The organism is Paraglaciecola mesophila KMM 241, from assembly GCF_000315015.1.
GTDB lineage: Bacteria > Pseudomonadota > Gammaproteobacteria > Enterobacterales > Alteromonadaceae > Paraglaciecola > Paraglaciecola mesophila.
The window spans coordinates 59,295-82,523 of sequence record NZ_BAEP01000018.1 but is presented as its reverse complement, the minus strand read 5'-3'; the positions used below and the strand labels follow the sequence as shown (position 1 = coordinate 82,523).

Annotated in this window: 23 protein-coding genes; 10 read left to right on the top strand and 13 right to left on the bottom strand. The window is 43.4% G+C overall.

The features are described from left to right. Positions 1-265: 265 nt before the first annotated feature. Genes GMES_RS04600 through GMES_RS04585 form a run of 4 tightly spaced genes read left to right on the top strand, consistent with a single transcriptional unit; the run spans position 266 to position 5,015 of the window. Positions 266-901 (top strand): XrtA/PEP-CTERM system exopolysaccharide export protein, encoded by a 636-nt coding sequence (locus GMES_RS04600; protein ID WP_006991419.1) that lies wholly within the window; start codon positions 266-268, stop codon positions 899-901. 30 nt (positions 902-931) lie between these two features. Beyond that, on the top strand, positions 932-2,512 hold the full coding sequence (locus GMES_RS04595; RefSeq protein ID WP_006991418.1) for an XrtA system polysaccharide chain length determinant: 1,581 nt from the start codon (positions 932-934) through the stop codon (positions 2,510-2,512). Continuing rightward, complete coding sequence (locus GMES_RS04590) at positions 2,509-3,408, top strand: XrtA-associated tyrosine autokinase (protein ID WP_006991417.1); 900 nt, start codon at positions 2,509-2,511, stop codon at positions 3,406-3,408. Before GMES_RS04595 ends, GMES_RS04590 begins: the two co-directional genes overlap by 4 nt. Further along, the gene (locus GMES_RS04585) at positions 3,408-5,015 is read left to right on the top strand and encodes a porin family protein (RefSeq protein WP_006991416.1); all 1,608 of its coding nucleotides are present in this window, start codon (positions 3,408-3,410) and stop codon (positions 5,013-5,015) included. Before GMES_RS04590 ends, GMES_RS04585 begins: the two co-directional genes overlap by 1 nt. 3 nt (positions 5,016-5,018) lie before the next feature. Here GMES_RS04585 and GMES_RS04580 read toward each other — a convergent pair whose 3' ends face one another. Further along, positions 5,019-6,776, bottom strand: a complete 1,758-nt coding sequence (locus GMES_RS04580; RefSeq protein WP_039986550.1) for a monovalent cation:proton antiporter-2 (CPA2) family protein — start codon at positions 6,774-6,776, stop codon at positions 5,019-5,021. Between the two features lie 172 nt (positions 6,777-6,948). Between GMES_RS04580 and GMES_RS04575 the strand changes: the two genes are divergently transcribed. From GMES_RS04575 to GMES_RS04565, 3 genes are all read left to right on the top strand, one after another. After that, positions 6,949-7,506 carry a hypothetical protein gene (locus GMES_RS04575; protein ID WP_006991414.1) on the top strand — a complete coding sequence of 186 codons (558 nt, stop codon included), beginning with the start codon at positions 6,949-6,951 and terminating at the stop codon, positions 7,504-7,506. Positions 7,507-7,738: 232 nt separating this feature from the next. Further along, a complete protein-coding gene (locus GMES_RS04570) occupies positions 7,739-8,374 on the top strand; it encodes a peptidylprolyl isomerase (protein WP_006991413.1) in 636 nt (211 codons plus the stop codon). 207 nt (positions 8,375-8,581) lie between these two features. Beyond that, positions 8,582-8,761, top strand: coding sequence for a DUF6435 family protein (locus tag GMES_RS04565; protein ID WP_006991412.1), 180 nt, complete (start codon positions 8,582-8,584; stop codon positions 8,759-8,761). A gap of 150 nt (positions 8,762-8,911) precedes the next feature. Here GMES_RS04565 and GMES_RS04560 read toward each other — a convergent pair whose 3' ends face one another. Next, complete coding sequence (locus tag GMES_RS04560; RefSeq protein ID WP_006991411.1) at positions 8,912-9,868, bottom strand: histone deacetylase family protein; 957 nt, start codon at positions 9,866-9,868, stop codon at positions 8,912-8,914. Positions 9,869-9,934: 66 nt separating this feature from the next. On the opposite strand from GMES_RS04560, the gene GMES_RS04555 reads away from it, so the two are divergent. Beyond that, positions 9,935-10,627, top strand: coding sequence for a YceH family protein (locus GMES_RS04555; protein WP_006991410.1), 693 nt, complete (start codon positions 9,935-9,937; stop codon positions 10,625-10,627). A 121-nt stretch (positions 10,628-10,748) separates the two neighbouring features. Here GMES_RS04555 and GMES_RS04550 read toward each other — a convergent pair whose 3' ends face one another. Further along, positions 10,749-11,315 carry a phosphoribosyltransferase gene (locus GMES_RS04550; protein ID WP_039986549.1) on the bottom strand — a complete coding sequence of 189 codons (567 nt, stop codon included), beginning with the start codon at positions 11,313-11,315 and terminating at the stop codon, positions 10,749-10,751. 147 nt (positions 11,316-11,462) lie between these two features. Here GMES_RS04550 and GMES_RS04545 point away from each other — a divergent pair, with 147 nt between their 5' ends. Further along, positions 11,463-12,044 carry a phosphoribosyltransferase gene (locus GMES_RS04545; RefSeq protein ID WP_006991408.1) on the top strand — a complete coding sequence of 194 codons (582 nt, stop codon included), beginning with the start codon at positions 11,463-11,465 and terminating at the stop codon, positions 12,042-12,044. A 76-nt stretch (positions 12,045-12,120) separates the two neighbouring features. On the opposite strand, the gene GMES_RS04540 is transcribed toward GMES_RS04545, so the two are convergent. The 3 genes from GMES_RS04540 to GMES_RS04530 all read right to left on the bottom strand — a co-directional run bounded on the left by GMES_RS04540 (position 12,121) and on the right by GMES_RS04530 (position 15,544). Then, complete coding sequence (locus GMES_RS04540; protein ID WP_006991407.1) at positions 12,121-13,014, bottom strand: sugar phosphate isomerase/epimerase family protein; 894 nt, start codon at positions 13,012-13,014, stop codon at positions 12,121-12,123. Between the two features lie 53 nt (positions 13,015-13,067). After that, positions 13,068-14,795 carry a GMC oxidoreductase gene (locus tag GMES_RS04535; protein WP_006991406.1) on the bottom strand — a complete coding sequence of 576 codons (1,728 nt, stop codon included), beginning with the start codon at positions 14,793-14,795 and terminating at the stop codon, positions 13,068-13,070. 80 nt (positions 14,796-14,875) lie between these two features. After that, complete coding sequence (locus GMES_RS04530; RefSeq protein ID WP_006991405.1) at positions 14,876-15,544, bottom strand: gluconate 2-dehydrogenase subunit 3 family protein; 669 nt, start codon at positions 15,542-15,544, stop codon at positions 14,876-14,878. Between the two features lie 388 nt (positions 15,545-15,932). On the opposite strand from GMES_RS04530, the gene GMES_RS04525 reads away from it, so the two are divergent. After that, positions 15,933-16,679 (top strand): AraC family transcriptional regulator, encoded by a 747-nt coding sequence (locus tag GMES_RS04525; RefSeq protein WP_033186324.1) that lies wholly within the window; start codon positions 15,933-15,935, stop codon positions 16,677-16,679. A 106-nt stretch (positions 16,680-16,785) separates the two neighbouring features. On the opposite strand, the gene serA is transcribed toward GMES_RS04525, so the two are convergent. The 7 genes from serA to GMES_RS04490 all read right to left on the bottom strand — a co-directional run bounded on the left by serA (position 16,786) and on the right by GMES_RS04490 (position 23,210). Further along, positions 16,786-18,015: a phosphoglycerate dehydrogenase gene (gene serA / locus GMES_RS04520; protein ID WP_006991403.1), complete on the bottom strand. Its 1,230-nt coding sequence runs from the start codon at positions 18,013-18,015 to the stop codon at positions 16,786-16,788. A 133-nt stretch (positions 18,016-18,148) separates the two neighbouring features. After that, positions 18,149-18,826, bottom strand: coding sequence for a TlpA family protein disulfide reductase (locus GMES_RS22760; RefSeq protein ID WP_006991402.1), 678 nt, complete (start codon positions 18,824-18,826; stop codon positions 18,149-18,151). Positions 18,827-18,948: 122 nt separating this feature from the next. Beyond that, entirely contained in the window at positions 18,949-19,380 is a 432-nt protein-coding gene (ruvX, locus tag GMES_RS04510) for a Holliday junction resolvase RuvX (RefSeq protein ID WP_006991401.1), read from the bottom strand. A gap of 82 nt (positions 19,381-19,462) precedes the next feature. Then, positions 19,463-20,020 carry a YqgE/AlgH family protein gene (locus GMES_RS04505; protein WP_006991400.1) on the bottom strand — a complete coding sequence of 186 codons (558 nt, stop codon included), beginning with the start codon at positions 20,018-20,020 and terminating at the stop codon, positions 19,463-19,465. 28 nt (positions 20,021-20,048) lie between these two features. Next, complete coding sequence (gene gshB, locus GMES_RS04500; protein WP_006991399.1) at positions 20,049-21,011, bottom strand: glutathione synthase; 963 nt, start codon at positions 21,009-21,011, stop codon at positions 20,049-20,051. 232 nt (positions 21,012-21,243) lie between these two features. Then, the gene (locus GMES_RS04495) at positions 21,244-22,074 is read right to left on the bottom strand and encodes a LytR/AlgR family response regulator transcription factor (RefSeq protein WP_006991398.1); all 831 of its coding nucleotides are present in this window, start codon (positions 22,072-22,074) and stop codon (positions 21,244-21,246) included. Then, positions 22,071-23,210: a sensor histidine kinase gene (locus GMES_RS04490; protein WP_006991397.1), complete on the bottom strand. Its 1,140-nt coding sequence runs from the start codon at positions 23,208-23,210 to the stop codon at positions 22,071-22,073. The genes GMES_RS04495 and GMES_RS04490 overlap by 4 nt, the downstream gene beginning before the upstream one ends. Between the last annotated feature and the right edge of the window lie 19 nt (positions 23,211-23,229).

The following is a 23,229-nucleotide window of genomic DNA, read 5'->3' as shown; positions in this document are numbered from 1 at the left end:
AAGGTCAAATACAATATATACGCTACAACCGATGCTTCTAAAATCATCAGTATATTTGAGCGCCTAACTTCCTTTCGATTAACAAAACTCATTAATCACTTTCCTCTAATTGTAACAACTTTATCATTTACTGTTTCCCAAATATAAAATAGGTATTTGAGTTCGACTAACTTTTTATTATTGTTCATTATTTTATGTTTTGAAATAAGTCTAAATCTTGTTACATTGATGACCGATGAGTTCAACACACGGAGCTACAATTTACATGAAGACTAACAAAATAGCATTCTTCAATTTAGTATTTTTATTCATTTTAACCTTAGCAGGATGCTCAAGCAGTAATAGTAGCCTTCCTAATGCCTCAACCTATCCCTCGCTGACTACTTCAGTAGGCAATTATCAGTATTTAATTGGCCCTGGCGATACTTTATCCATATTTGTTTGGCGTAACCCAGACATTTCGGGAACCTTTATTGTAAGGCCAGATGGAAAAGTAACCACGTCATTAGTTGAAGATATCGAAGTGACCGGTAAAACTCCGACTGTTCTCGCTAGAGAATTAGAAGAGTCACTCGGTAAATATATTAACAGCCCACGCGTCACAGTTAGCGTAACAGGTTTTGCTGGTCCACTAAGCGAGCAAGTTCGCGTCATCGGCGAAGCAACTAACCCAAGTGCGATTAATTATACCCAGCAAATGACGTTATTGGATCTGATGATATCAGTAGGTGGCTTAACCGAATTTGCTGCTGGTGATAATGCTAAACTTGTACGCACAATTGATGGTAAGCAACAAACCTTCGGTATTAATATTGATTCACTGATAAGGGATGGTGACATTGCACAAAATATCGATATTTTACCGGGCGACATCATTATTATTCCTGAAGCATGGTTTTAGTCGATACTATTAAAGGATATGGACATTTAAATGCAAGATTTACAGAAAACGCTTGAGCTTTTGCTCGACTACCTTAAAGGTGTTTGGGTAAAAAAGCGCTACGTTATGATTTGCAGTTGGCTTATATGCCCTATTGGCTTCGTGTATGTAGCTTCTATGCCGGACGTTTATCAATCACAAGCGCGTGTCTACGTTGACACGCGTTCCGTATTACAACCTTTATTGCGTGGACTAGCGATTCAAACTAATCCCCAACAAGAAATTTCAATGATGGTAAAGACTCTACTAAGTCGTCCAAATCTCGAAATTATTGCAAGGGAATCAGATCTTGATGTGACAGCCCTAACTCCCGAAGATTACGAAGATATAATATCTGATCTTTCGAGTAATATTTCACTGCGTTCGGCAGGAAGAGATAACCTTTACACCATTGCTTACACTGACAGTGATCCTCAGATGGCTAAAACTGTGGTACAAGAAACACTCGATTTGTTTGTTGAAGGTGCTTTAGGAAGCTCACGTAAAGACTCAGATTCAGCCAGTCGCTTCATTGAAACCCAGATTGCGGATTACGAAAGTCGTTTGTCATCCGCGGAGCAGCGAGTAGCTGATTTTCAACGTAAATACGCGTCGCTCTTACCTGAGAAAGGTAATTTTTATCAAAATTACACTGAGTTAAACGCTCAATTGGAACAGACCGTTCTCACAATTAAAGAGACAGAACAACAAATTAAAGCGCTTTCAGGTGAACTTAGGGGGCCAAATTCTCAAGTGGATAGCTTTGCAGTTAAACCTTCCGATGCAGACTCCATTCTGACTACTCGTTTCGATGCAAGAATAGAAAGTTTGGAAGAAAAGCTGGATGAATTATCCCTTAAGTACACTGATTTGCATCCTGATATGATAGAAACGAACAACCTACTCGAGGCCTTACAAAAATCTCGCCAAGAAGAAATAGACGATTACCTGTCTAATACTTCAAATGAAGACCCCAGTAACTCACTTGGCGGACTTTCTAAAGAAATCCGTATTGAAGTCTCACGCTTAAAAAGCCTCATAGCGTCTCTTAATGTGCGTAAGGATGATTTTCAGACCAAAATTGATGAGCTCAAACAAAAGATTGATCTTGTCCCTCAAGTTGAAGCTGAATTTACCGCATTAAATCGTGATTACGGAATAACAAAACGTAAATATGAGGAGCTGTTGTCTCGTCGTGAATCAGCGGATTTAGCACAAAAAGCAGATGTTTCATCTGAAGACGTTCAGTTTAGAGTGATTGACCCGCCGCTAGCTCCACTTGCCCCAACGGGTCCTAATCGTTTAATTGGATATACCGCAGTAGTATTTGTGGGCTTTGCTGCAGGATTAGGTGTTGCGTTCTTAATTAGTCAACTTAACCCTATTTTAATACGAGGAAGCCAACTGACTGCATTAACGTCTTTTCCAGTATTGGGTGTTGTTTCACACCTAAATGTCAAAGAAATCCGTAAAGTGAATCGAGCACGAATATTAGTATTTATGTTTTCTTCAGGTCTTATTCTAATGTTATATGGCGCCTTAATGGCCTCTGAAATAATGAACATCGACGTCATATCGAGGGTATTAGCATGAATACAATAGAACGCGCTTTATCTAAACAGGAAAAAGATAAGAAAACTAAAGCCGATGAGAATGGAACTTCTCATGATTCTGTCTCCAAAGACGATATTTTTGGCAAGAGTCAGGCGGCTCCCCCCAACCCTCCGAAAGATCCAACTAAACCTGCCTCCTCCGCTGAAAGCATCGAAATTGATCTGTTTAAGATGGAAGAAAAGGGTTTTGTTTCAACGAGTGCTAAGCGCCGGTTGATAAATGAAGAGTATCGCGCAATAAAACGCAAAATCATCGATAACGCTTTTGGCCCTCTTTCCAAGTCCTTGAATAACAGTAACATTATTATGGTAACTAGTTCGAGGCCAGGTGAGGGAAAAACGTTTACTGCGGTTAATTTGGCTTTAAGCATCGCGCTAGAACAAGACAAGACCGTCTTGTTAGTAGATGCAGACGTGCTTAGGCCAAACGTTATGCGCACCTTGGAGTTGCAGAATCAAGATGGGCTGATGGAATATTTACTCGGTGAAAAGGCTGATATTGCCGAGGTTATGTGTCAAACCAATGTACCTAACTTACGCATAATACCAGCTGGTAAATCACACCATTTATCTACTGAGTTGCTTGCGAGTGAAAAAATGTACGATGTAGTTCAGGAATTCGCAAACCGTTACCCTGACAGGATTGTTATCGTAGATACACCTCCGTTGTTAGGGATTAATGAAACAGCCATCTTGGCGAATTTAGCAGGTCAAGCAATTGTCGTAGCGGAAGAACAAGCCACTAAGATATCAGATATTCAAGAAGCAGTAGGCCAGTTGAACCCGGATATGGCTATCGGCTTTGTCGTGAATAAAGGCCAGAAAATAAATCGCAATGGAACGGGGTATGGTTACTACTACGCAGGAGCAAATTAGTGACAATTAAAAAAGCACCATCAGTACAAAATAAGTTACTTCTTGCAGTATCAATTGCCTGCGGAAGTGCGAGTTCAGCGTACGCTGGTGATTTAAAAATCGCTCCTTCAATTACTACGTCCGGTTATTATTACAACACTCAAACAGGTGTAGAACCATCCGATAATACTGAAGCGGTTGCCGTAATTCCAAAGTTAGTAACGACGTACCGCGGGAGAAAAGCAACTGCTGCATTTGTAATAGATAACACGACGGTTGAACAACGGAGCGACCTACCTAATACAGATAAAAGCTTCACTGAATTTAGCTATAATTCTTCTCTTCAGATCATTGATAATGTTCTAAGTATATCTGTGAACGGTGACCATAGGTACCGAGCAACTGAGGCCACTCAAGGGATAGTAGCTGACAAGATTTTATCTAGTGGGGAATTAACTAAAACGGCAAGTGATTCTTTGCAAGTTAATTTTGTAACACCAAACCCCAAAACAGTTGGACTATCATTACAAACAGGTTTCTCGAAAACAAGTTCTGATGAGACTCTTGAAAGTACTAGCGGAATTGACGGGGAGAATACCTTTGTCAGTGCTCAATTATATCAAGGCCGACGGTTTAAAGGTTTAACCTTTTTGTTATCATCACAATACTACGATACCAAGCGGGAAAGCGCTCAAGACTTTTCATCTACTTTATCAAACGCTAGATTAGGCTTTGAAGTTGTTAATGACATATCACTCGTCCTAGTAGGCTCTGACAGTAAATATGGACTAGATGAGAGTGGCTTCAGTACACAAAGACAAAATTTGGATACGACAAGTTACGGAGCCGGATTCAACTGGCAGCCATACGATGAAAATAGTATTGAAATAACCTTTAACGAGTTGGATGAGGGTGAGCGTACTACTCGCTATATAGGCGTAAATACGGATTGGGCTTTTTCACAACGCACTGCATTACGGTTTAATTACAGCAAACGCTTTTATGGCGATGCCTACGCGTTTGATCTCGACTACAAATTAAAAACCTTCAGTGCTTCAGCGACGTATGATGAAGATGTGACATCTTATTCACGTTTAAGTTTTACTGAGGGCCCTAGTAGTTTATTTGTGTGTCCAATTGGCTCCACTGAATTCGCGGAATGTTTTCAGCCGTCTTCTTTAAATTACGTGTTGCAAGCAGGTGAGGAATACAGAAGTTTGAATAGCTTCACCACAGACGTGACCGATGAAACGCTATTTAGAAAATCCGGTAAAATTAACTTTGGGTATGATAAGCGCAGATTTCAGGCGTCTCTTAGCTTGGCTTACATCACTACTGAATATCTAGAATCAGCAACAGAGCAAACGACTAAAACCGCTTTACTGTCTATGTCCTATGATTTAGGCCGCCGCAATAAATTAGGTCTATCATCAAGTTACTCGACCGTTGAATACAAAACCTCTGATCGTATTAATGATTCACTCAATGTGAGTATTAACTTCAATAGAGAACTAAGTCGTCAGCTCTCAATGAATGTATCAGCACGCTATGTTGACCGAAAAACGGAAGACGAAAATCGTGATTTAACCGACTCTCGCCTAACGGTTAGTTTTAATTACCAATTCTAACTATCATTTAATCCCTTTTTCGTCTCGCTCGAATAGGGATTGCAACTCTGTTTTATCTTGCTCATTGATATCAATCATTTGCTGAAGGTTTAGGTTTTTAGTGGCGCTAATGTGCACTAATTTCTCATCGTGCTTCGCAAAAACGTCCACGGTACGAAGTGCTTTCTCCTCATCAAACCCATAAGCCTGTAACAGTTTTTCTGCAGCCTTTAAACCCGCAGGAAAGACTTCCCGCACATAAGTATTTACACCTGCTCTTGCATAATTAACCACACTCATACGATTGCGTGCACGGGCGATAATTTTTATATCAGGGAAGTGATCTCGCACCAAATAGGCTATTTTGAGTGCTTCTTGATCATTATCTATTGCAATGAGTAATACCTTAACTTTACTTATACCTGCCGTACGTAATAAGTCTAGCCGGCTAGCATCTCCATAAAACACTTTACTGCCGAACTTTTTCAGAAACTCAATTTGCTCAGGATCTTTATCAAGCGCTATAAAAGGAATTTTATTTGCCGTTAAGATACGTGCAGATACCTGACCGAAACGCCCAAGGCCCGCTATCAAAACTCTAGGCTCTTTTTCATCTGGCTCAGCATCATAAACGGCTGGGCAATGTTTACTGTTGAACCACACGCTGTGCATTATGACCAGAGGGGATGTCAATGCCATCGAAATCCCCACAATCAAAGTTACTTGCTGAGAGATGAGTGTTTCAATAACCCCCGTTACTTCTGCTTGTGACATCACGACAAAGGCAAATTCGCCGCCTTGGGAAAGCATTAAACCTATTCTTACCGCATCAGTCGTGTTTTGCTTTGTCATTTTTAAAATGGTGAAAATTACGCCGCCTTTCACCAGCACAAGTACCACACTCGCCCCTAGGATAAACACAGGTTCTGAGACCAAAAGCGCTAAATTTAAGTTCATCCCTATTGCGATGAAAAACAATCCTAGAAATAGCCCTTTAAAGGGTGCTATTTCCGTTTCAAGTTGATGTTTAAAGCTTGAGTTAGCCAGTAAAATACCCGCAACGAAGGCCCCCATCCCCATTGAAAGTCCAGCCTCCTGCATACCCAGCGCAGTGGCAATAACAATTAATAAGGCCGATGCCGTCATCACCTCAGAATTGCCATACAATGAAATCATGCTCAAGCATGGGTTTATTAAGAAGCGCCCTACCACCAGCACCGCACACAGAGCTAATACACTTACCCACCAAGCTGGCCCCGTCGCTACCACGCCTGAGGAAAGGCTAGCAACAAGTAATAGAATCGGAATAACGGCTACATCTTGCATTAGCAAGATTGAAAAGCCCTGTTGACCAGGCGGCGTCTTTAATACTCTATGCTCTTCCATTAGCTGCACAGCGAACGCTGTAGAAGAAAGCGCTACAGATAAACCAACCACCAATGAGGTGACTGGTGATAAAGAAAGAATGAAAGAGCACATCAAGGCGATAAAGGTGGCACTGAAAATAAGCTGTGAGCCGCCAGTTAGCGTTATTTTTTTACGCATTTCCCAAAGCTGTTTGGGATCTAGCTCTAAACCAATAATGAAAAGTAGAAAAACTACACCTAACTCAGCAACGTGCAATATAGTCTGCGGATCATTGACCCAATCCATGACCGACGGCCCAATTACGACGCCCGCCACAAGATACCCTAAGATAGCGCCTAACTTTAACTTTCTAAAAATAGGAACGGCCACCACAGCTGCCACCAAAAATACTACTGCCGACCCCATTAAACTCATTAAATTGCCCAGAAATTGTTATACAGCCATGATCATATCAGAGCCTAAGCATTTAACACATCAGCTCAGCCACGCCTTTGTTGTCTCTCCGGTACGTTTCCGCATGCTTTTTTACCTGTACTGCTATACTTCACAGGTTAACAAGCGGTCAATAAACACTCTGGAGAAACCTATGTTTAGACATTACTATATAACTGATGATTTAGGAGATTTAGAACAAGTTGAAAGGGAACTAGTAGACAACGGCTTGACGGTACCTCAATTTCACGTACTCAGTGAAAATGACGCCGAGTTAGAAAAACATCATTTACATGCAATAGAATCCGTTTTAAAGAAAGACGTTGTTCACTCCACTCAGTTAGGGGCCGTTATAGGCATTATCGGCGCATTCCTCATTTTATTAGTGGCGTATATATTTAATTGGCATATGACGGCTGTAGGCTGGATCCCATTTGGTTTTTGCGCGGTGGTCGTTTTAGGGTTCTGTACGTGGGAAGGCGGCTTAATAGGCATTCAAACACCTAATTACCAATTTAAGCGTTTCCAGCAACTACTTGGTCAAGGCATGCATGTCTTTTTCGTTGATATCACCGCTGAGCAAGAATCTGTGTTGCAAGAGGTAACGAGTCAGCACCCCAGTTTGCGATACGCGGGTGCTGGCGAAGCCACACCAAGCTGGGTTGTTAATGGGCAACACAAGTTTAACCAAGCGATGAAGGCTATGCCGTAACAACACAAATTGATATTCGCTACTTCACAATACTTTAATGTCGCAGCATACCTTATCGCTGCGGCATTTTTACCAATAAACCCAAAGCTTAAACGACAACTTTACTAATCGTACGTTTAACGAACTGCCACTAAAGATACACATTTAAACAATACTCGAATTCGTCCCTCCATTGAAAAATGCTCGCTGATGCCTTTTAATGACATTCTCGCATTTAAAAGGAATTTACGATATGGCTCCCTACTCTCGATTTTTACTACTTTCACTATTCTTGCTTAATCTAACAAATTCACTTTTTGCATCTGCGCAGACCGCACAGGCTTCACAAAAAGCAACTCAACAAGCTGTCATTCAAACTTCTATGGGAAACATAGAAATTGCACTATTTACGCAAAAAGCACCTGTTACTGTAGCTAATTTCATTGCATATATTCAACAATCAGCATTCACGGGAGGCGAATTTTACCGCGTTGTAGGCCCTGATAACGACCAAGGCTCACCACCAATATCGGTTATCCAAGGGCGCACTAATCCACAGTTCAAGGACTTCCCTCCTATTCTGCTTGAAACCACTAAACTCAGCGGAATAAACCACACAGACGGAACCTTATCGATGGCCAGAGGTGGCCCCAACACCGCAACTCAACAATTTTTCATTTGTGTGGGGGAGCAGCCTTCTCTCGATTATGGCGGCGCTAGGAATCCTGATGGTCAAGGTTTTGCTGCATTTGGAAGAGTGATGGCAGGAATGGATATTGTTAGCAAAATACAACGTAATCGACATTCTAAAGTTGTTGAAGATCCCTACATTAAAAACCAGATCTTAGCCGAACCTATCAAAATAATAGCCATAACGTTGACCGACTAACATTGCGAACTAGATAGCTAACTTGACGATCAGCGCCTCTGTAACGTTTCAGTTGGTGTCACCAAAAGCTCAAAAGAGTTGAGATACGTAGCCAATTCTAGCTAAAGGCCGGTAATTGATCCCAAACACAATAACAACAGTAAGACTTTGACTCCCTGAATAATGGCATCGGCAATAACGTCTTCGTCATAACCAATAGGAAAATGTATGTTTGGCTTTTTAAAATCGTCACCGTTAAAGAAAATGAAAAAACAATACGACCAGAAACTCGAACAAGCCATGTTAGCCCAGCGCAAAGGTGATATACGCAGCTATTCAATGTTGACCGCAGAAGCTGAAGCTCTGTGGAGCGAAATCGAAACGCTTGAAAAAAACGAAACTCGTTAATTAAGCACGCCCCAAGTTACAGTATTGTCTATGTATGCTTGTGTCGATGTAATGATGCAGTTAACTCAGGCGTTATTTTTATGGATGGGTATAAGCTACCAAAACAATGACATGACAAAAATAAAATTCTTGGGCGACTCAAATTACTCCCTATGAAACAACACCCGCAGCCCTATATAGTTGTAAATGCACATCCACTAAGGCGTCTATATCTCGCTGATATCCGCCCCCTATCACCGCGGCTACGGGTACACCGTATTTCTCACACGCTTCAAACACCATGCAATCGCGGGCGTACACACCGGGAGTCGAAATATGCAAATGCCCCAAATCATCGTTAATGTGAATATCCACACCAGCATCGTATATCACTGCATCAGGCTGAAACGTGCTAAATACTTGATGCAAGGCGCCTTCAACCACAGTTAAATATTCATCATCTGTGGCTCCCTTCGCTAAAGGAAAGTCCAAGTCAGAAACCTGCTTACGGTGGGGAAAGTTCTTTTCTCCGTGAATGGATACCGTGAAAACACGCTTATTATTGGAAGCGAGCTTGGCCGTTCCATCCCCTTGATGAACATCACAGTCAAAGATCAGTACTTTTCTTATTGTGGGCGTTTGCAACATATTCAAAGCGGCTAAATACAAATCATTGAACAAGCAAAAGCCTGAACCAAAATTTGCGAACGCATGATGATAACCCCCTGTTAAATTCAAGGCTTTACCATGTTCAAGTGCGAGTGACGAGGTCATCACTGTGCCTGCAACAGCCGTTAAAGAGCGCTGAATCAGTTGCTCTGACCAAGGAAAGCCGATCCTACGCATGGCTTTAGGGTCAAGCACACCTTGGGTAAGGCCATTGACATAATCGGGACTGTAAACGCGTTTTAAGTGACTTGGTGTGAGCGCATCCGGTTGATGAAACTGCGCTTTGGGAACGCCTAAGCTGATAAGCTTATCGTAAATTGCTTGATACTTTTCAATCGGAAATCGGTGTTTAAAGGGTAAATCTAGCTGACTGTAAATGGGATGAAAAACTAAAGGTGTCGACAAAAGATGGCTCTCATTCATATACTTAGCTGCAGCCCAATATTCGGACCAGAGCATTATTTACCTTATTGTCTCGTCGGTTTTCCTTCGCTGCAAGGCATATTTATTTCCTAAGGAGTTATCTTGTTAGTTACCTTAACCCAGCTGCAAGCGCGCGTAATCGGTGTACTACTTGAAAAAGAAGTCACCACACCTGAGCAATACCCACTTTCATTGAACAGTATCACCACCGCCTGTAATCAAAAAAGTAACCGTGAGCCAGTAATGGAGCTCACCGAGCTTGAAGTGCAAAATACCCTTGATGAGCTGCGCGCAAAAAATATGATATTTGAGCAAAGCGGCAGTCGCGCCACACGCTATAAACATCGTTTTTGTAATACTGAATTTAGCGATTTACAGCTCACACCACAGCAATTGGCCATCATTTGCGTAATGCTATTACGCGGCCCGCAAACACCCGGAGAGCTTCGCACCCGTGCGCAGCGTATGGCTGGTTTTACTCATGTGGATGAAGTCGAAAAAGCCCTAAATGAATTAATGGATGTAAACGGCGAGCAGCTAGTCGTGCGCTTAGAACGAGAGCCAGGTAAACGGGAATCACGCTACGCTCAGCAATTTTACAAGGACACCAATGAAGCCATTAGCCACGAACCTGCAACAGCGAGTAAAAGCAGTCAACCTAGCACCACGAACACCACGGTCGCGACCAACAATACTTCTCAAGAAGCACGCATCAGCGCCCTTGAAGATACCGTGACTGAGTTACGTGATGAACTGCAACAGCTCAAGCAAACCTTAGATGATTTAACCCGTTAAGAGGTCCATTGGTAATGAGTATTAAATGTACGTTTTATTGTACCGATGGCAACCAGCGAGCTTTCGTTGATGGAGCCCATAGGTAATAGCCGTGATTTAGGCCATCGGCGATAGCTATGTTTTATGGTTTTTTGGCACCTTTTATAATTTCGTAAAGCTCAGGTCGGTGTTTGGCAATTTCTTCTTCTGTTAGGCCTTCTAATGAGTGCGGGTATTTTAACCAGCTCTCAGTGGCGTGCAGATAGTAGTCGGGAACCATATCGGTTTTGTTACGGGTAGGTTTGAAGTAAGGCACAGCGACGCGAATTTCACTAGGGGCGTTGAGACGTGTTTTTTCTTTGAGGTGATTGATAACCGCTTGAATAGTCAACCCCGTATCGAAAACGTCATCAACAATAAGCAATCGATCTTCTGCTCTAATGTTTTTAATGAGATAGTTCATCCCATGAACGCGCACCTCTTTAGCCCGACCATCGATACCGCTATAGGAAGATGTGCGTATCGCAATGTGATCGCTCTCAATACCTTGGTATTGCAGAATCTCTTGCACCGCTACGCCAATAGGAGTGCCACCGCGCCAGATAGCGATGATATAATTGGGTTTGAAACCATCGTTAAATACTTTGGCTCCGAGGCTAAAGGAGTCTATTAGCAGATCTTGCGCGCTGAGGTAAGTTTTTTCAGACATAATAGGCTTAACACAAACTTGGTAAATAAGTGATTGAACGCTTATTGTACGCGATCTTTATAGAGCGTTGAGTAGTTTATTGACTTTTGGCAGTCGGTAACACAGATCAACTGGCGTGGTAATAGCCGCGACGTTAAGGACAAAGGTATGGAAAAAACATTTATTAGCGAAGATGCCCTGATCCAAGACTCATTTAGATTAGGGGTAGAAATATTCAATAGCGGCTATCGTCCCGACTTTGTGGTGGGTATTTGGCGTGGCGGCAGCACTGTAGGCATCTATGTGCAGGAATGCCTGCAGTATTTAGGCGTTGAGACTGATCATATTTCAATTCGTACCTCCTATCAGGGGCAACCTGGTTATCAAAAGATGATTGATAGTGAACAAGGCATTAAAGTGCATGGCCTGCAGTATCTGTTAGAGAACCTCAATCACGATGATAAATTGCTGATTGTTGATGACGTATACAGCTCAGGCTTGAGTATTAAGGCGGTGCTTGACCAATTATCATCGCGAGCTAAGCGCAATATGCCCAAAGATTTCAAAGTCGCGGTGCCTTGGTTTAAGCCCGCCAACAATCGTACTGACAGGGTGCCTAACTATTATATTAATACCTCAGATAAATGGTTGATATTACCCTATGAAATGGTGGGATTGACTCAACAGGAAATTATCGACAACAAGCCCGGTTTGCAAGCCGTTATGGATTCTATTGCCCCTAACTTATAGCTGAAAGCGGTTATAAAAGTGAGCCCTGGGTGCATGTCGCAAGCGGGGCTACTGGAGATGCGAGGCCCATTCAACGCTAGCGCGCGTCAAGAAACTCCGCTAAGCCCTGTTTCGATATTTTAACCGCTTCTAACGGTTTTAAATCGTTAGGGTACTCTTCTTGTTCAACCACTAACCAGCGTGTTCCGCCGACTGTCATATTGGCTTCAATTAGGTTCGGCCAATCTATGGTGTCTTGACCAATTAACGGCAGCTTACCCTCTGCATCATCGGGTAGTTTGACCTTGTAATGAGTTGTAAAAGTGCGGCCAGGGTAACGCTTAACATATTCAATGGGATCTTTGCCCGCATAGGTCGTCCAGCCCACATCTTGCTGCAAAATGATGTTTTCATGTGTGTTTTGCGCAATGTAATCCCAGTAGGTACTTTGCTCATAGTCATCAAACTCTTTTTCGTGATTGTGATAACCAATCTTCATCCCTTGTGGGGCTAGCTTTTCAGATAACCGATTCAAATCGGCAACTACCTCTTTAACATGCTGCGGGTCAAATGCACGCGCATCATAAGGTACAATCAAGCTATCGCAGCCAATAGCTTGATAAAACGCCACTGTGTCAGCAAATTGCTGTTCATTTAGTTTTTCAAACGGAATATGCGCGCCGCTGACGTTAAGCCCCAGTCCATCAAGAAATACCTTGAGCGCCTCAGGGTTGTCCGAATATTCACCGAATTCTCCGGCGAATTCCACTCCATCAAACCCCATGTCAGCCAATATGGTGAGGGTTCCTTCGAAATCACGCTTCACTTCATCTTTTACCGACCATAACTGCACACTCACTTGAGGTTCGATGTCTGAAACTTTCTTGGCGCTTTTCTGATTTTCATTTTGCTCACAACCACTTAGCATTATGGTGATAACGATGGCACTCATTATCATGGCGACTCGTGATGTGAAATTTGCTAATGTCATTTCTATTCCCTTCTATATTTTGCATTCTGCATGATTTTTTACGTTGCAAAAAACTAAATGCGCCCTTGCTGCATTTCCGTAACTGCGTAATCCACGGCTCTTGCCGTGAGCGCCATAAACGTTAACGACGGATTTTGCACTGCTGAGCTGCTAAAGCTCGCCCCATCGGTAACAAATAGATTGTTTATATCGTGGGTTTGATTGAATTGATTTAATACTGAATCTTTGGGATCGCGTCCCATTCTGGCCGTACCTAACTCATGTATAGCAAGTCCGGGCGGGCCTTGATTTACATAACTGTAGATATTTTCAACACCAGCTACCTGCAGCATTTCTTCGGCGGTCTTAGCGGCGTCTTTCATCATGTCTAATTCATTATCAGACCAGCGACAATTTATTTCTAACTGAGGAATACCCCACTTGTCTTTTAACGAACTATGCAGCTTCACGGTGTTTTCATACCGCGGCAGCATTTCCCCTTGTGCGTGTAAACCAAATCTCCATTTACCTGCTTGCGTCATCTTGTGCTTAAAGTCTGCACCGAATCCTTTGGTTGAGGCGTGCTGCTGCCAACCTTCCCGATAGGCATCGCCGACCAAAGCATAGCCGCGTAAGTAATTCTTTTTGGCGCGCTTTGGTTCATATTGAAAATTAGGAATAAGAACACCTCCAGGCCTGCGCCCTTTGTAATATTCCTCTTCATAGCCTGGCACATCGCCTGATGCACCTGCATTGTAGTTATGATCCATTAAATAATGGCCCAGCACGCCAGAACTATTAGCAATGCCATCAGGGAAAGTACGAGAAGTAGAGTTGAGCATAATCTGCGTGCTACCCAGCGTTGATGCGCACAAGAATACGACCCTTGCGTAATATTCCCGTTCAGCGAGGGTGTCATTATCAATCACGCGCACGCCTTTCACTTGTTTGCTTTGCTCGTCATAAATCAAGCTATGCACCACGCTGTTAGGCGCAATATGTAGGTTTCCGGTTGCAGCAGCGGCGGGTAATGTGGAGCTTTGCGTGGAGAAGTACGCGCCAAATGAGCAGCCCTTTTGACATTCATTACGCGCTTGGCACTGCACCCGCCCCTGATCAATATGCAGCTGGGTGGGTTGCGTTAAATGTGCCATACGCCCCATGATCATCTTGCGATCAGGAAAGGCTTTTTCTATCGCCGCTTTTATGTCTCGCTCCGGCTTGGTCATCTCAAAAGGTGGTAGAAATTCGCTATCGGGCAACTGCTCTAGTCCCTCTTTAGCGCCACTTATACCTGCGTGGCGCTCTACGTGGCTGTACCACTTTTCAAGATCAGCATAGCGAATGGGCCAATCATTACCATGGCCATCTAAACTATTGGCGGCAAAATCATGATCACTTAAACGATAAGACATGCGATGCCACAACAAGGATTTCCCCCCCAACTGATTCGCCCTGATCCACGTAAACCTTGTGTCACCTTTGGTGGTGTAAGGTAAGTCACGGTCGTTTCCAAAAAAGTGTTTAGTCGCATCGTTAAAGGCATAGCACTGCTTTTGAATACGGTAGCGCTGTTCAAGTAAAATATTGTCGACTTTGCCACGCATTGGCTTGTCCCACTGAGGCACGCCTTCACCGATATAATCCTTTCTGTGTTCTACCACACGGCCGCGCTCAATCATCAGCGTTTTCAAGCCTCGCTCGCAAAACTCTTTTGCCGCCCAGCCCCCCGACAAACCTGAGCCTATAACGATGGCGTCGTAGATCTCATCTGTGTCTTTCACGTAAACTTGCTCACTCATTACTTTATCCTATTTTCAATGCGTTACTGTGGCTCTATAAATGCTCGTGGCGTTTGGGTGGCTTATAGCGAACATCCCAATCACATGCCACCTGACCACAATTTGCCTACTGAAGAGTAAGGTATCGAACCTGTAAACCCGCCAGGTACAGGTAGGTAAGCTAACTCATGAGTAGCGCCTACCTCAGAGGTGAAGTAGCCAAATACAATCATCTGCTTTAAAAATGCAAAGTGTTCCGCATCATCTTGACCGAACTCGTTTTCAGCTTCCTCGATTGAGGTTAATAAGGAGAGTTGTTCAGATTCACTTGAATCACTAAAGGCAGTGCCAAATCGCTTTATTGCAGCAGACTCTATCCGTTTTAGCAGTTCAACCACTTGAACCTGTTGCCAATTTGCGTGACAACGCACTAATTGGTTATCAATAAAACCATGAGTATCAACGTCTCCCGCACCAGCAGTACCCGTTTTAGGGATCACCAATTGGCAGATATCCCGTAACTGCTGCAGCTGTTTCTGGGTAAACAAGCGCCCAGACGACTGCCAGCTTTGGTTATTACTTTGATAAGCCATGGCGACGCTCATTGCATTGCCGCCAAGTAGTTTTTCAGCGCCTGCAGCCCCGATTAGTGCACCTAATCCCAAAAGAAACGAGCGCTTCTTTGGGCTTTCAATGCGAGTGCCTTTATCGTCTAACTGATTGGCATCTTGTGACGTCTCATCCATAACGCGTGTTGATAATTTTTCCATAGGAATCGCCTTTACCTTCAAAATTGTATTCAGCCGCTGTGAACTTGTTTAACACCAGAATCTGTTAATTAAAGGGACTATTGCCCGTTAACCCAAGCCTTTCTCTTAGCTAAGTGATTAATTCTACGTATTAGTTCAAACCAATATTAGATAAGCTCAGCCAAAGAGAAATAAAGTTAATTAATTGTTAAATATTGTAAGGGCTATAAGTGAAATGTAGATAAAGTAAAATCGGATGAAACTAGGATAAAATCAGCGTTTTAAAAGAGACGTTCAGAGTTTAAATAGCTATAACGTTAGTAACCGATAGACTTTATGACTATACAGTGTACGTTTAACTACCTATATTAAGGCTTCTAGAATATTCGACACGAGCATGCCATTCACCATGACGACACACCACATAAGCAGTGAACAAAGCGCGCAATTTATTCAGCGCTGCAATATTAGTCAGCTGTTATCTATGTTTGATCTGCTACCGGACATTCTGTTTTGGATAAAAGATACCCATAGTCGATTAATACACGCCAACCAATGCTTTTTAGAGCACGTGGGTATTCACACACTTGAACAAGCACTTGGTCAAACCGATGCCGATTTTGCCCCAAGGCATATTGCCAAACAGTTTTTAAATGATGACCAGCGGGTGGTAAAAGGAGAAACAGTAACGGAACGCCTAGAAATGAATGTGCTTGAATCCGGTGAGGTGTGCTGGTTCACCACATCAAAACGCCCACTTTATGACGCTAAAGGCACCATCATCGGCTCGTATGGGACGTCACGCCATTTAGAAAAAACCTCAGTGGCGCTGAACAGCATGGACGCTCTCAAAACCCCTATGAGCCATATTCGCCAGCACTATATGCAAAACTTGTCTATGCAAGAGCTAGCATCTTTATCGCATCTGTCGATAAGCGCCCTTGAGAGACGATTCAAAAAGTACTTAGGGCTCACCCCACGGCACTACATTATTCAAGTCAGATTAGAGAATGCGAGGCGCTTATTAGTGGAAACCACCCTACCCATAAACGTGATTGCCGCAGAAGTAGGCTTTCAAGATGCCAGTTATTTTAGCCGTAAGTTTTACCAACTATTTGAAACAAAACCTTCGGAGTTTAGACAAAGTTATCAGTAAGCTTGCGCTTACATAGGATATAAAAAAAGCGCTACAGATTGCCCCGTAGCGCTTGATCTTTGTTTAGCTTTAAACCGCTAGTCTATATAACTAGTCTGTTTAGCCACTACAACAAAATACGTGACTTAATCGTGCCATCAATCAAGTTAAGCTGTTCTAACGCTTCATCTGCATCGTCAGTTTCAACATCAATCACCACGTAACCAATGATGTCATCGGTCTGCAGATACTGAGCCGCGATGTTGATATTCTTTTCTGCGAACGCTTGGTTAATCTGGGTTAACACACCCGGCGCATTTTTATGAATATGCAACAAACGTGAACGGTCCGCGTGAGAAGGCAAGGATACTTCAGGGAAGTTAACCGCCGACAAGGTCGAGCCGTTGTCGCTGTATTTAGCGAGCTTACCTGCCACTTCGATACCAATATTCTGCTGCGCTTCTTGAGTACTGCCACCCACATGCGGGGTTAAAATCACATTGTCGAATTTACGCAGGGGAGACTCGAACTCTTCTTTGTTTGACTTAGGCTCAACAGGGAATACGTCAATGGCCGCGCCACTTAGCTTACCCGCTTCAAGTACGTCAACCAACGCAGCGATATCAATCACAGTGCCTCGTGCCGCGTTGATAAGAATAGCGCCTTGCTTCATCCACGATAACTCGGTCGCGCCAATCATGTTTTGAGTCTGTGCGGTTTCAGGTACATGCAAGCTCACTACATCAGAGGTGCTCATCAATTCTTTCATCGATTTGACTTGCGTCGAGTTACCCAATACAAGCTTATCTTCAATATCGAAAAACTGAACGCGCATACCCAAATGCTCAGCCAAAATGCTCAGCTGGGTACCAATGTGGCCGTAGCCAATTATGCCTAACGTTTTGCCACGGGCTTCAAACGAGCCATTTGCGCTCTTGTCCCACTCGCCGCGATGGGCTTTTGCGTTGCGCTCAGGCACACCGCGTAATAATAAAATCAGTTGACCTAGTACCAACTCAGCCACTGAACGCGTATTCGAGAATGGCGCGTTAAAAACCGGAATACCGCGCTTCTGGGTAGCTTTCAGATCAACTTGGTTAGTACCAATACAGAAACACCCAACCGCAACCAATTTGTTCGCCGCTGCGATAACTGCTTCGGTTAGCTGAGTACGTGAGCGAATACCGATGAAATGTACATCTTTAATTTTTTCAATTAATTCGTCTTCAGGTAACGACGTTTTCAAGTACTCAATATTCTCATAACCATTTGCTTTCAGTGTATCCAAGCTGCTCTGGTGTAAACCTTCGAGAAGTAAAATTTTAATCTTGTCTTTTTGAAGCGAAACTTTGCTCATTGCGGTATCCAAGTTGATGAAGAATAAGAAGACATCTGGACGTCTATTTGCCAACGCAAAAGTAGCAGAAATCCGCCTTATAAGGAAGCAGATCTCTTAAAAACAATGATAAATAATGAACATAAGTCAGACGTTATTTAACCAAAATAGATTTCACCACTTGCTCTAAACGAGGATCATTTGGATCAGACAGCCGAGTCGCCACCACCACCTGCCCTTTCGCATTGATAAAAAAGGTAGTCGGCGTGCCGCGCACATAGAATTTATCCATGGCAACTTGGTCGCCATTAACCAAAGTTTTGAATGACATACCTCGTGCATTTAGCGCTTCTTGTGGCTTGACGTCTTCATCTTCTCGCAAGCTAATAGCAATCATCTGTAGGCCCTGCTCTTGGTATTTTACATAGAGACGCTCTAGCTCGGGCTGCAACTTTTTGCAATACGGGCACCACGTCGCCCAGAAGTGAATAATCAATGGCTTACCTGCAAAATCTGTTGAAGACACTTGATTACCGTCGGCATCTTGTAGGCTCCAGTTAGGTGCCATTGTAAGCGGTACTTCTGACGGTGCACTTTTTTGCCCTGGCTTTGACTTTGGCTCTGGCACTGGCACTGGCTCAGCTGCATAGGTCAACGGTAAGGTAAACATCATAAGCAGTAGAACACACAAAACCGCGCTCGCCCGTAAAAGAAATGCACTGTTGGTTTGCTGTACGTCTTTTTGCAGGATCTGTTGTTGCTGGGTGTTCTTTTGTGGGGTACTCGTATGCTGAATGTTATTTGAAGTCAGGGATATAATCGCGTTTTGCATTAGGCTTTCTCATTAACGTTGATGTAAACAAGAAAGCCAACCGGCCATTATACTTTCGTCACGTGATGATGTTTTATGCGTTTTCTTAACGCTCTGGACTTTAACTACACCTAAACGGAACTTTAAGAATAAGATTGCTCCACCCAACTCTCAAAAATGAGACAGGCAGACGCGCTATCAATCTTCTGCTTATCGAGCTTTTTAAAACCGCCCATTTCAAACAAACGCGCTTTGGCATCGACGGTGGTCAAGCGCTCATCTACAGTTTCAACTGGGACTCTGTACTTCGCGCTTAATCGATTGCCAAACTTTTTCGCTGCAAATGTTACCTGCTGAAAGGTGCCATCCATATTCAAGGGTAAGCCCACAATAGCTAAGTCAGGTTGCCACTGCTCGAACACCTTCGCGACAACGTCCCAATTAGGTATCCCATCAACGGCTTTAATCGCATCTAATGGTGAAGCCGTGCCCGTCACCTCTTGGCCCACAGCAACGCCAATACTCTTAGTGCCAAAATCAAATGCGAGAACGGTACGCTGTCCAGTTTTTGCCATAGTTACGCTCTAATGGGTAAGTAAAGCGGCACACTCGCACCGCTATATGTTTGAAGAGGTTGTCATTTTGGCCAATACAGGCCTATGCATTACCTGCGGTGGGGGCTATCTGCCAAGTATCGATACCAAGCTTATGTACGGCCGCTTCCCATTTTTTATGGATAGGCGTGTCAAATAATAATTCAGTATCAGCTTCAACCATTAACCACGAGTTGGCGCGGATTTCCTCTTCCAGTTGCCCAGCTGACCAACCTGCGTAGCCCAGGGTGACAATAGACTTCTCAGGTGCTTCGCTGTTGCCCAGTGACGACAAAATATCTTTTGAAGTGGTGACCATGATCTCTGACGTCAAGGCTAAACTGGCACTCCATCCTGGTTGGGTGGTATGCAAAATAAAACCACGATCCTGACTCACTGGCCCGCCCGCTAATACAATATTTTTGGCCTTTTCATCATCCACTATGGCCTCTTTATCAGTCTGGTTAATGAGCTCTTTCAAACTCATGCCTGCAGGCTGATTGATCACTAGCCCCATAGCGCCCTGCTCGTTGTGCTCACAGATGTAAGTCACCGAGCGGGAAAAGTACGGATCTTCCATGCTGGGCATCGCAATCAGCAGATAGTTTTGAAAGCTATTCATCTTGTTATCACTCGTAGTGGCTAACATATTATTGGCTATCTCGGGCACTAAGACGGTTCTCGATTGCGTCAAACAACATCCCAATAATATCAATCGGGAAGGCAGCTTCAATTTCACGCACGCACGTTGGGCTGGTTACATTAATTTCGGTAATGCGGTCACCAATAACGTCTAAACCGACAAAAATTAACCCTTTCTCGACCAATAAAGGCGCGATGGTGTTGGCCAGCTTCAAGTCACTTTCAGATAAGGGTTGCGCACGACCCGTGCCACCAGCCGCCAAGTTACCGCGGGTTTCACCTTTTTGTGGTAAACGCGCTAAGGCGTATGGCACAACTTGACCGTCTACGATCAAAATACGCTTGTCACCATCTTTGATCTCAGGCAAATAACGTTGAAACATAGCGTACTGTGTGCCCAATTGAGTCAAGGTTTCAATAATAACGCCTAGGTTATTACCGTCAGGTTTAACACGGAAAATCGACGTACCACCCATGCCATCAAGTGGCTTACAAATTACGTCTTGATGCTGTGCATGAAATTCACGAATAAGCTTTGAACTTCGCGTTACCAAGGTATCGGGGATCAATTCTGGGAACCAAGAAGTAAATAGCTTTTCGTTAAAGTCGCGCAAGCTTTGCGCCTTATTCACCACCAACGTACCGGTTTGCTCAGCCAATTCGAACATCTGCGTGGCGTACAAGAACTCACCATCAAACGGCGGATCTTTGCGCATTAAAATAACGTCAAGCTCGCCTAAGCCGCGATTTTCTTCGTCTTGCAACTCAAACCAATTACTTGAATCTTCCTGCACGGTTAACCTGCGCATCTGCGCCATGGGTTTGCCGTTATTTAGGTACAAGTCACCCATTTCCATATAAAAAATTTCATAGCCACGGGCTTGTGCACCCAACAGCATCGCAAAGCTAGTGTCTTTCTTAATGTTGATCGATCCAATCGGATCCATCACTACGCCAAGTTTAATGGTCAAGGTCAGTCCTTAAAACGTTAGAAGGCAATCGAGAATAGGAGTTGCCATATATTAAGCTAATTTTGAGGTAATTATCGTAATTTCAAGTACGAGATAAACATACAGACAGGATTTTTAGGTTTTAGCTTACAGCGAGTAAGCAATATATTGTCAGCAAGTCAGAACATAGAACCCGAGACTCTCTGTGCACCACCTAACTAAGCGAGAAAATGAAATAGATTTATGTCGCTCCTCATTGCGGTCGTAGCTCGTCAATACTGAATTTGTACTTTCGGCCCACTTTCACCTGAATATTATTACTCAATTGTGCCACGTACTCTCCGTTTGAGTTCGGGGTTAACGTCGATAACTTTGCAATATTGATGATGGCTGAGCGGCTAACGCGAGGAAAATGCGCGCTATCAAGCTCTTGTTCAAATTGTTTTAGGGTTTTGCGAATAATGTGGGTGTCATTGGTGGTATGCACACACATATAATCGCCCGCTGCTTCTATCCATACAATGTCGTCTAACTTCACCCGGATCCACACGGAACCACTTTTAAGGGATATGACTTGCTGTAACTCGTGTAACTCGTGCGAGCTAGATAACTCGTTGCTTACCTCCAGACTATGAATAAAACTGTCTATGGAATTACCGGTCTTACGACTCAGTAACCTTCCAAGTTTTTCATGCTGGCGCACGACTTGGGTGACATCACAGGCACTGGATAACTTTTCGATACACTCTTTTAATCGTTCTTCGGAAAATGGCTTGAGCAAATAATCAGAGGCTTGAAAGTCGAAGGCGTTTACGGCGAATTCACGAAAGGCCGTGACAAAAACGATCGTTGCAGGGTTTCCTTCTAAACGCAGTTGTTCCGCTAATTCCAAACCTGTTTTACCGGGCATTTCGATATCTAGGAATATAACATCAGGTTGCTTAACGCTGATTGCATCGTACGCTTGGCTCGCATTGTTACAACACCCTAACACTGTGACGTATTCATACTCAGCTAAACGCAGCGCTAGCCCTTCTCTTGCAAGGGGCTCATCATCCACCACTAAAACTGAAAGAACGCTCATGCGGGCAGCTCAGCAGGCAAAACAATGTTCACAACGCACCCTGTAAGCGTGCTTTTGTGAATAGAAAATTGATGATTTTCGGCATAAAGTACCTGCAAACGTTCCACTACGTTTTTCAAACCGACTCCGCCTTGTTGGCTTTCTTTGCGCAATTGTTCCTTTGATGAAGGGATACTATCTGAATTAGGGCCGTTATCTGCAACCGTAAGATGTAACAAGTTATTGTGAATTTTAGCGCTGACTTCAATAACCCCTCCGGTCTCCATCTGCGCAATCGCGAACTTGATAGCATTCTCCACTAAGGGCTGTAGCAACAAGCCGGGTACCAGTAGGTTTTCGGCGGCTACATCAATATTAAATTTAACATTGAGCCTCTCAGCAAAGCGCGTTTTCTCTATATCCAGATAAAGCATTAAAGCTTTTATCTCATCATTCAGACGGATTTTCTGCTCAGGGTCGTTATCCAGGGAAAAACGTAAAAAGGTCGCTAAGCGCGCTAACATTCCGTTTGCAGTCGTTTTATCTCCGCGTAAAACCAACGTCGAAATAGCGTTCAATGTGTTGAATAAAAAATGCGGATTAATTTGATAACGCAGCATTTTTATTTGTGCCACGTGAGACAAACGGATAGCTTCTAAATGCAGTTGCTTTTCGTATAATAATTTAAAATGGTAATTGATCCCAAAATACAGGCAACTCCATACCATTATCATAAAAAAAGAATAGGTGATGGTTAAAAATAGCTCACCTATATGAAAATCATTAGGGTGATTCCCCCGGTACAAATCATACACCGTTATATTATCGAAAAAGTACATCAGCAGCAGGTTTTTAATGGGCGTCCAAATTGCGGCAATCAGCATGCAAACAGTAATAATCACTATCAATACTTGTAGTGGTGCACCTTTGGATAAATGCCCATAAATATAACGCAGCGGCCAAGTTAAAAGCCCCCCAACTAGCCCTGAGAACAAAAGAGGAAATAGAATCAAGTAGTTAGCATTCGCCGCCGAAGAGTTAAATGCCGCATACTCAATGGTAAAAATCAGCACATAAAACGACCAGCCTAGTAAGTGTAATTTCCAGAAACTAGGTTTTGTTTCACCTACTTCGCCAAAGGCTTGGCGAAAACTCAAGATACTTTTGCTTTGAAAT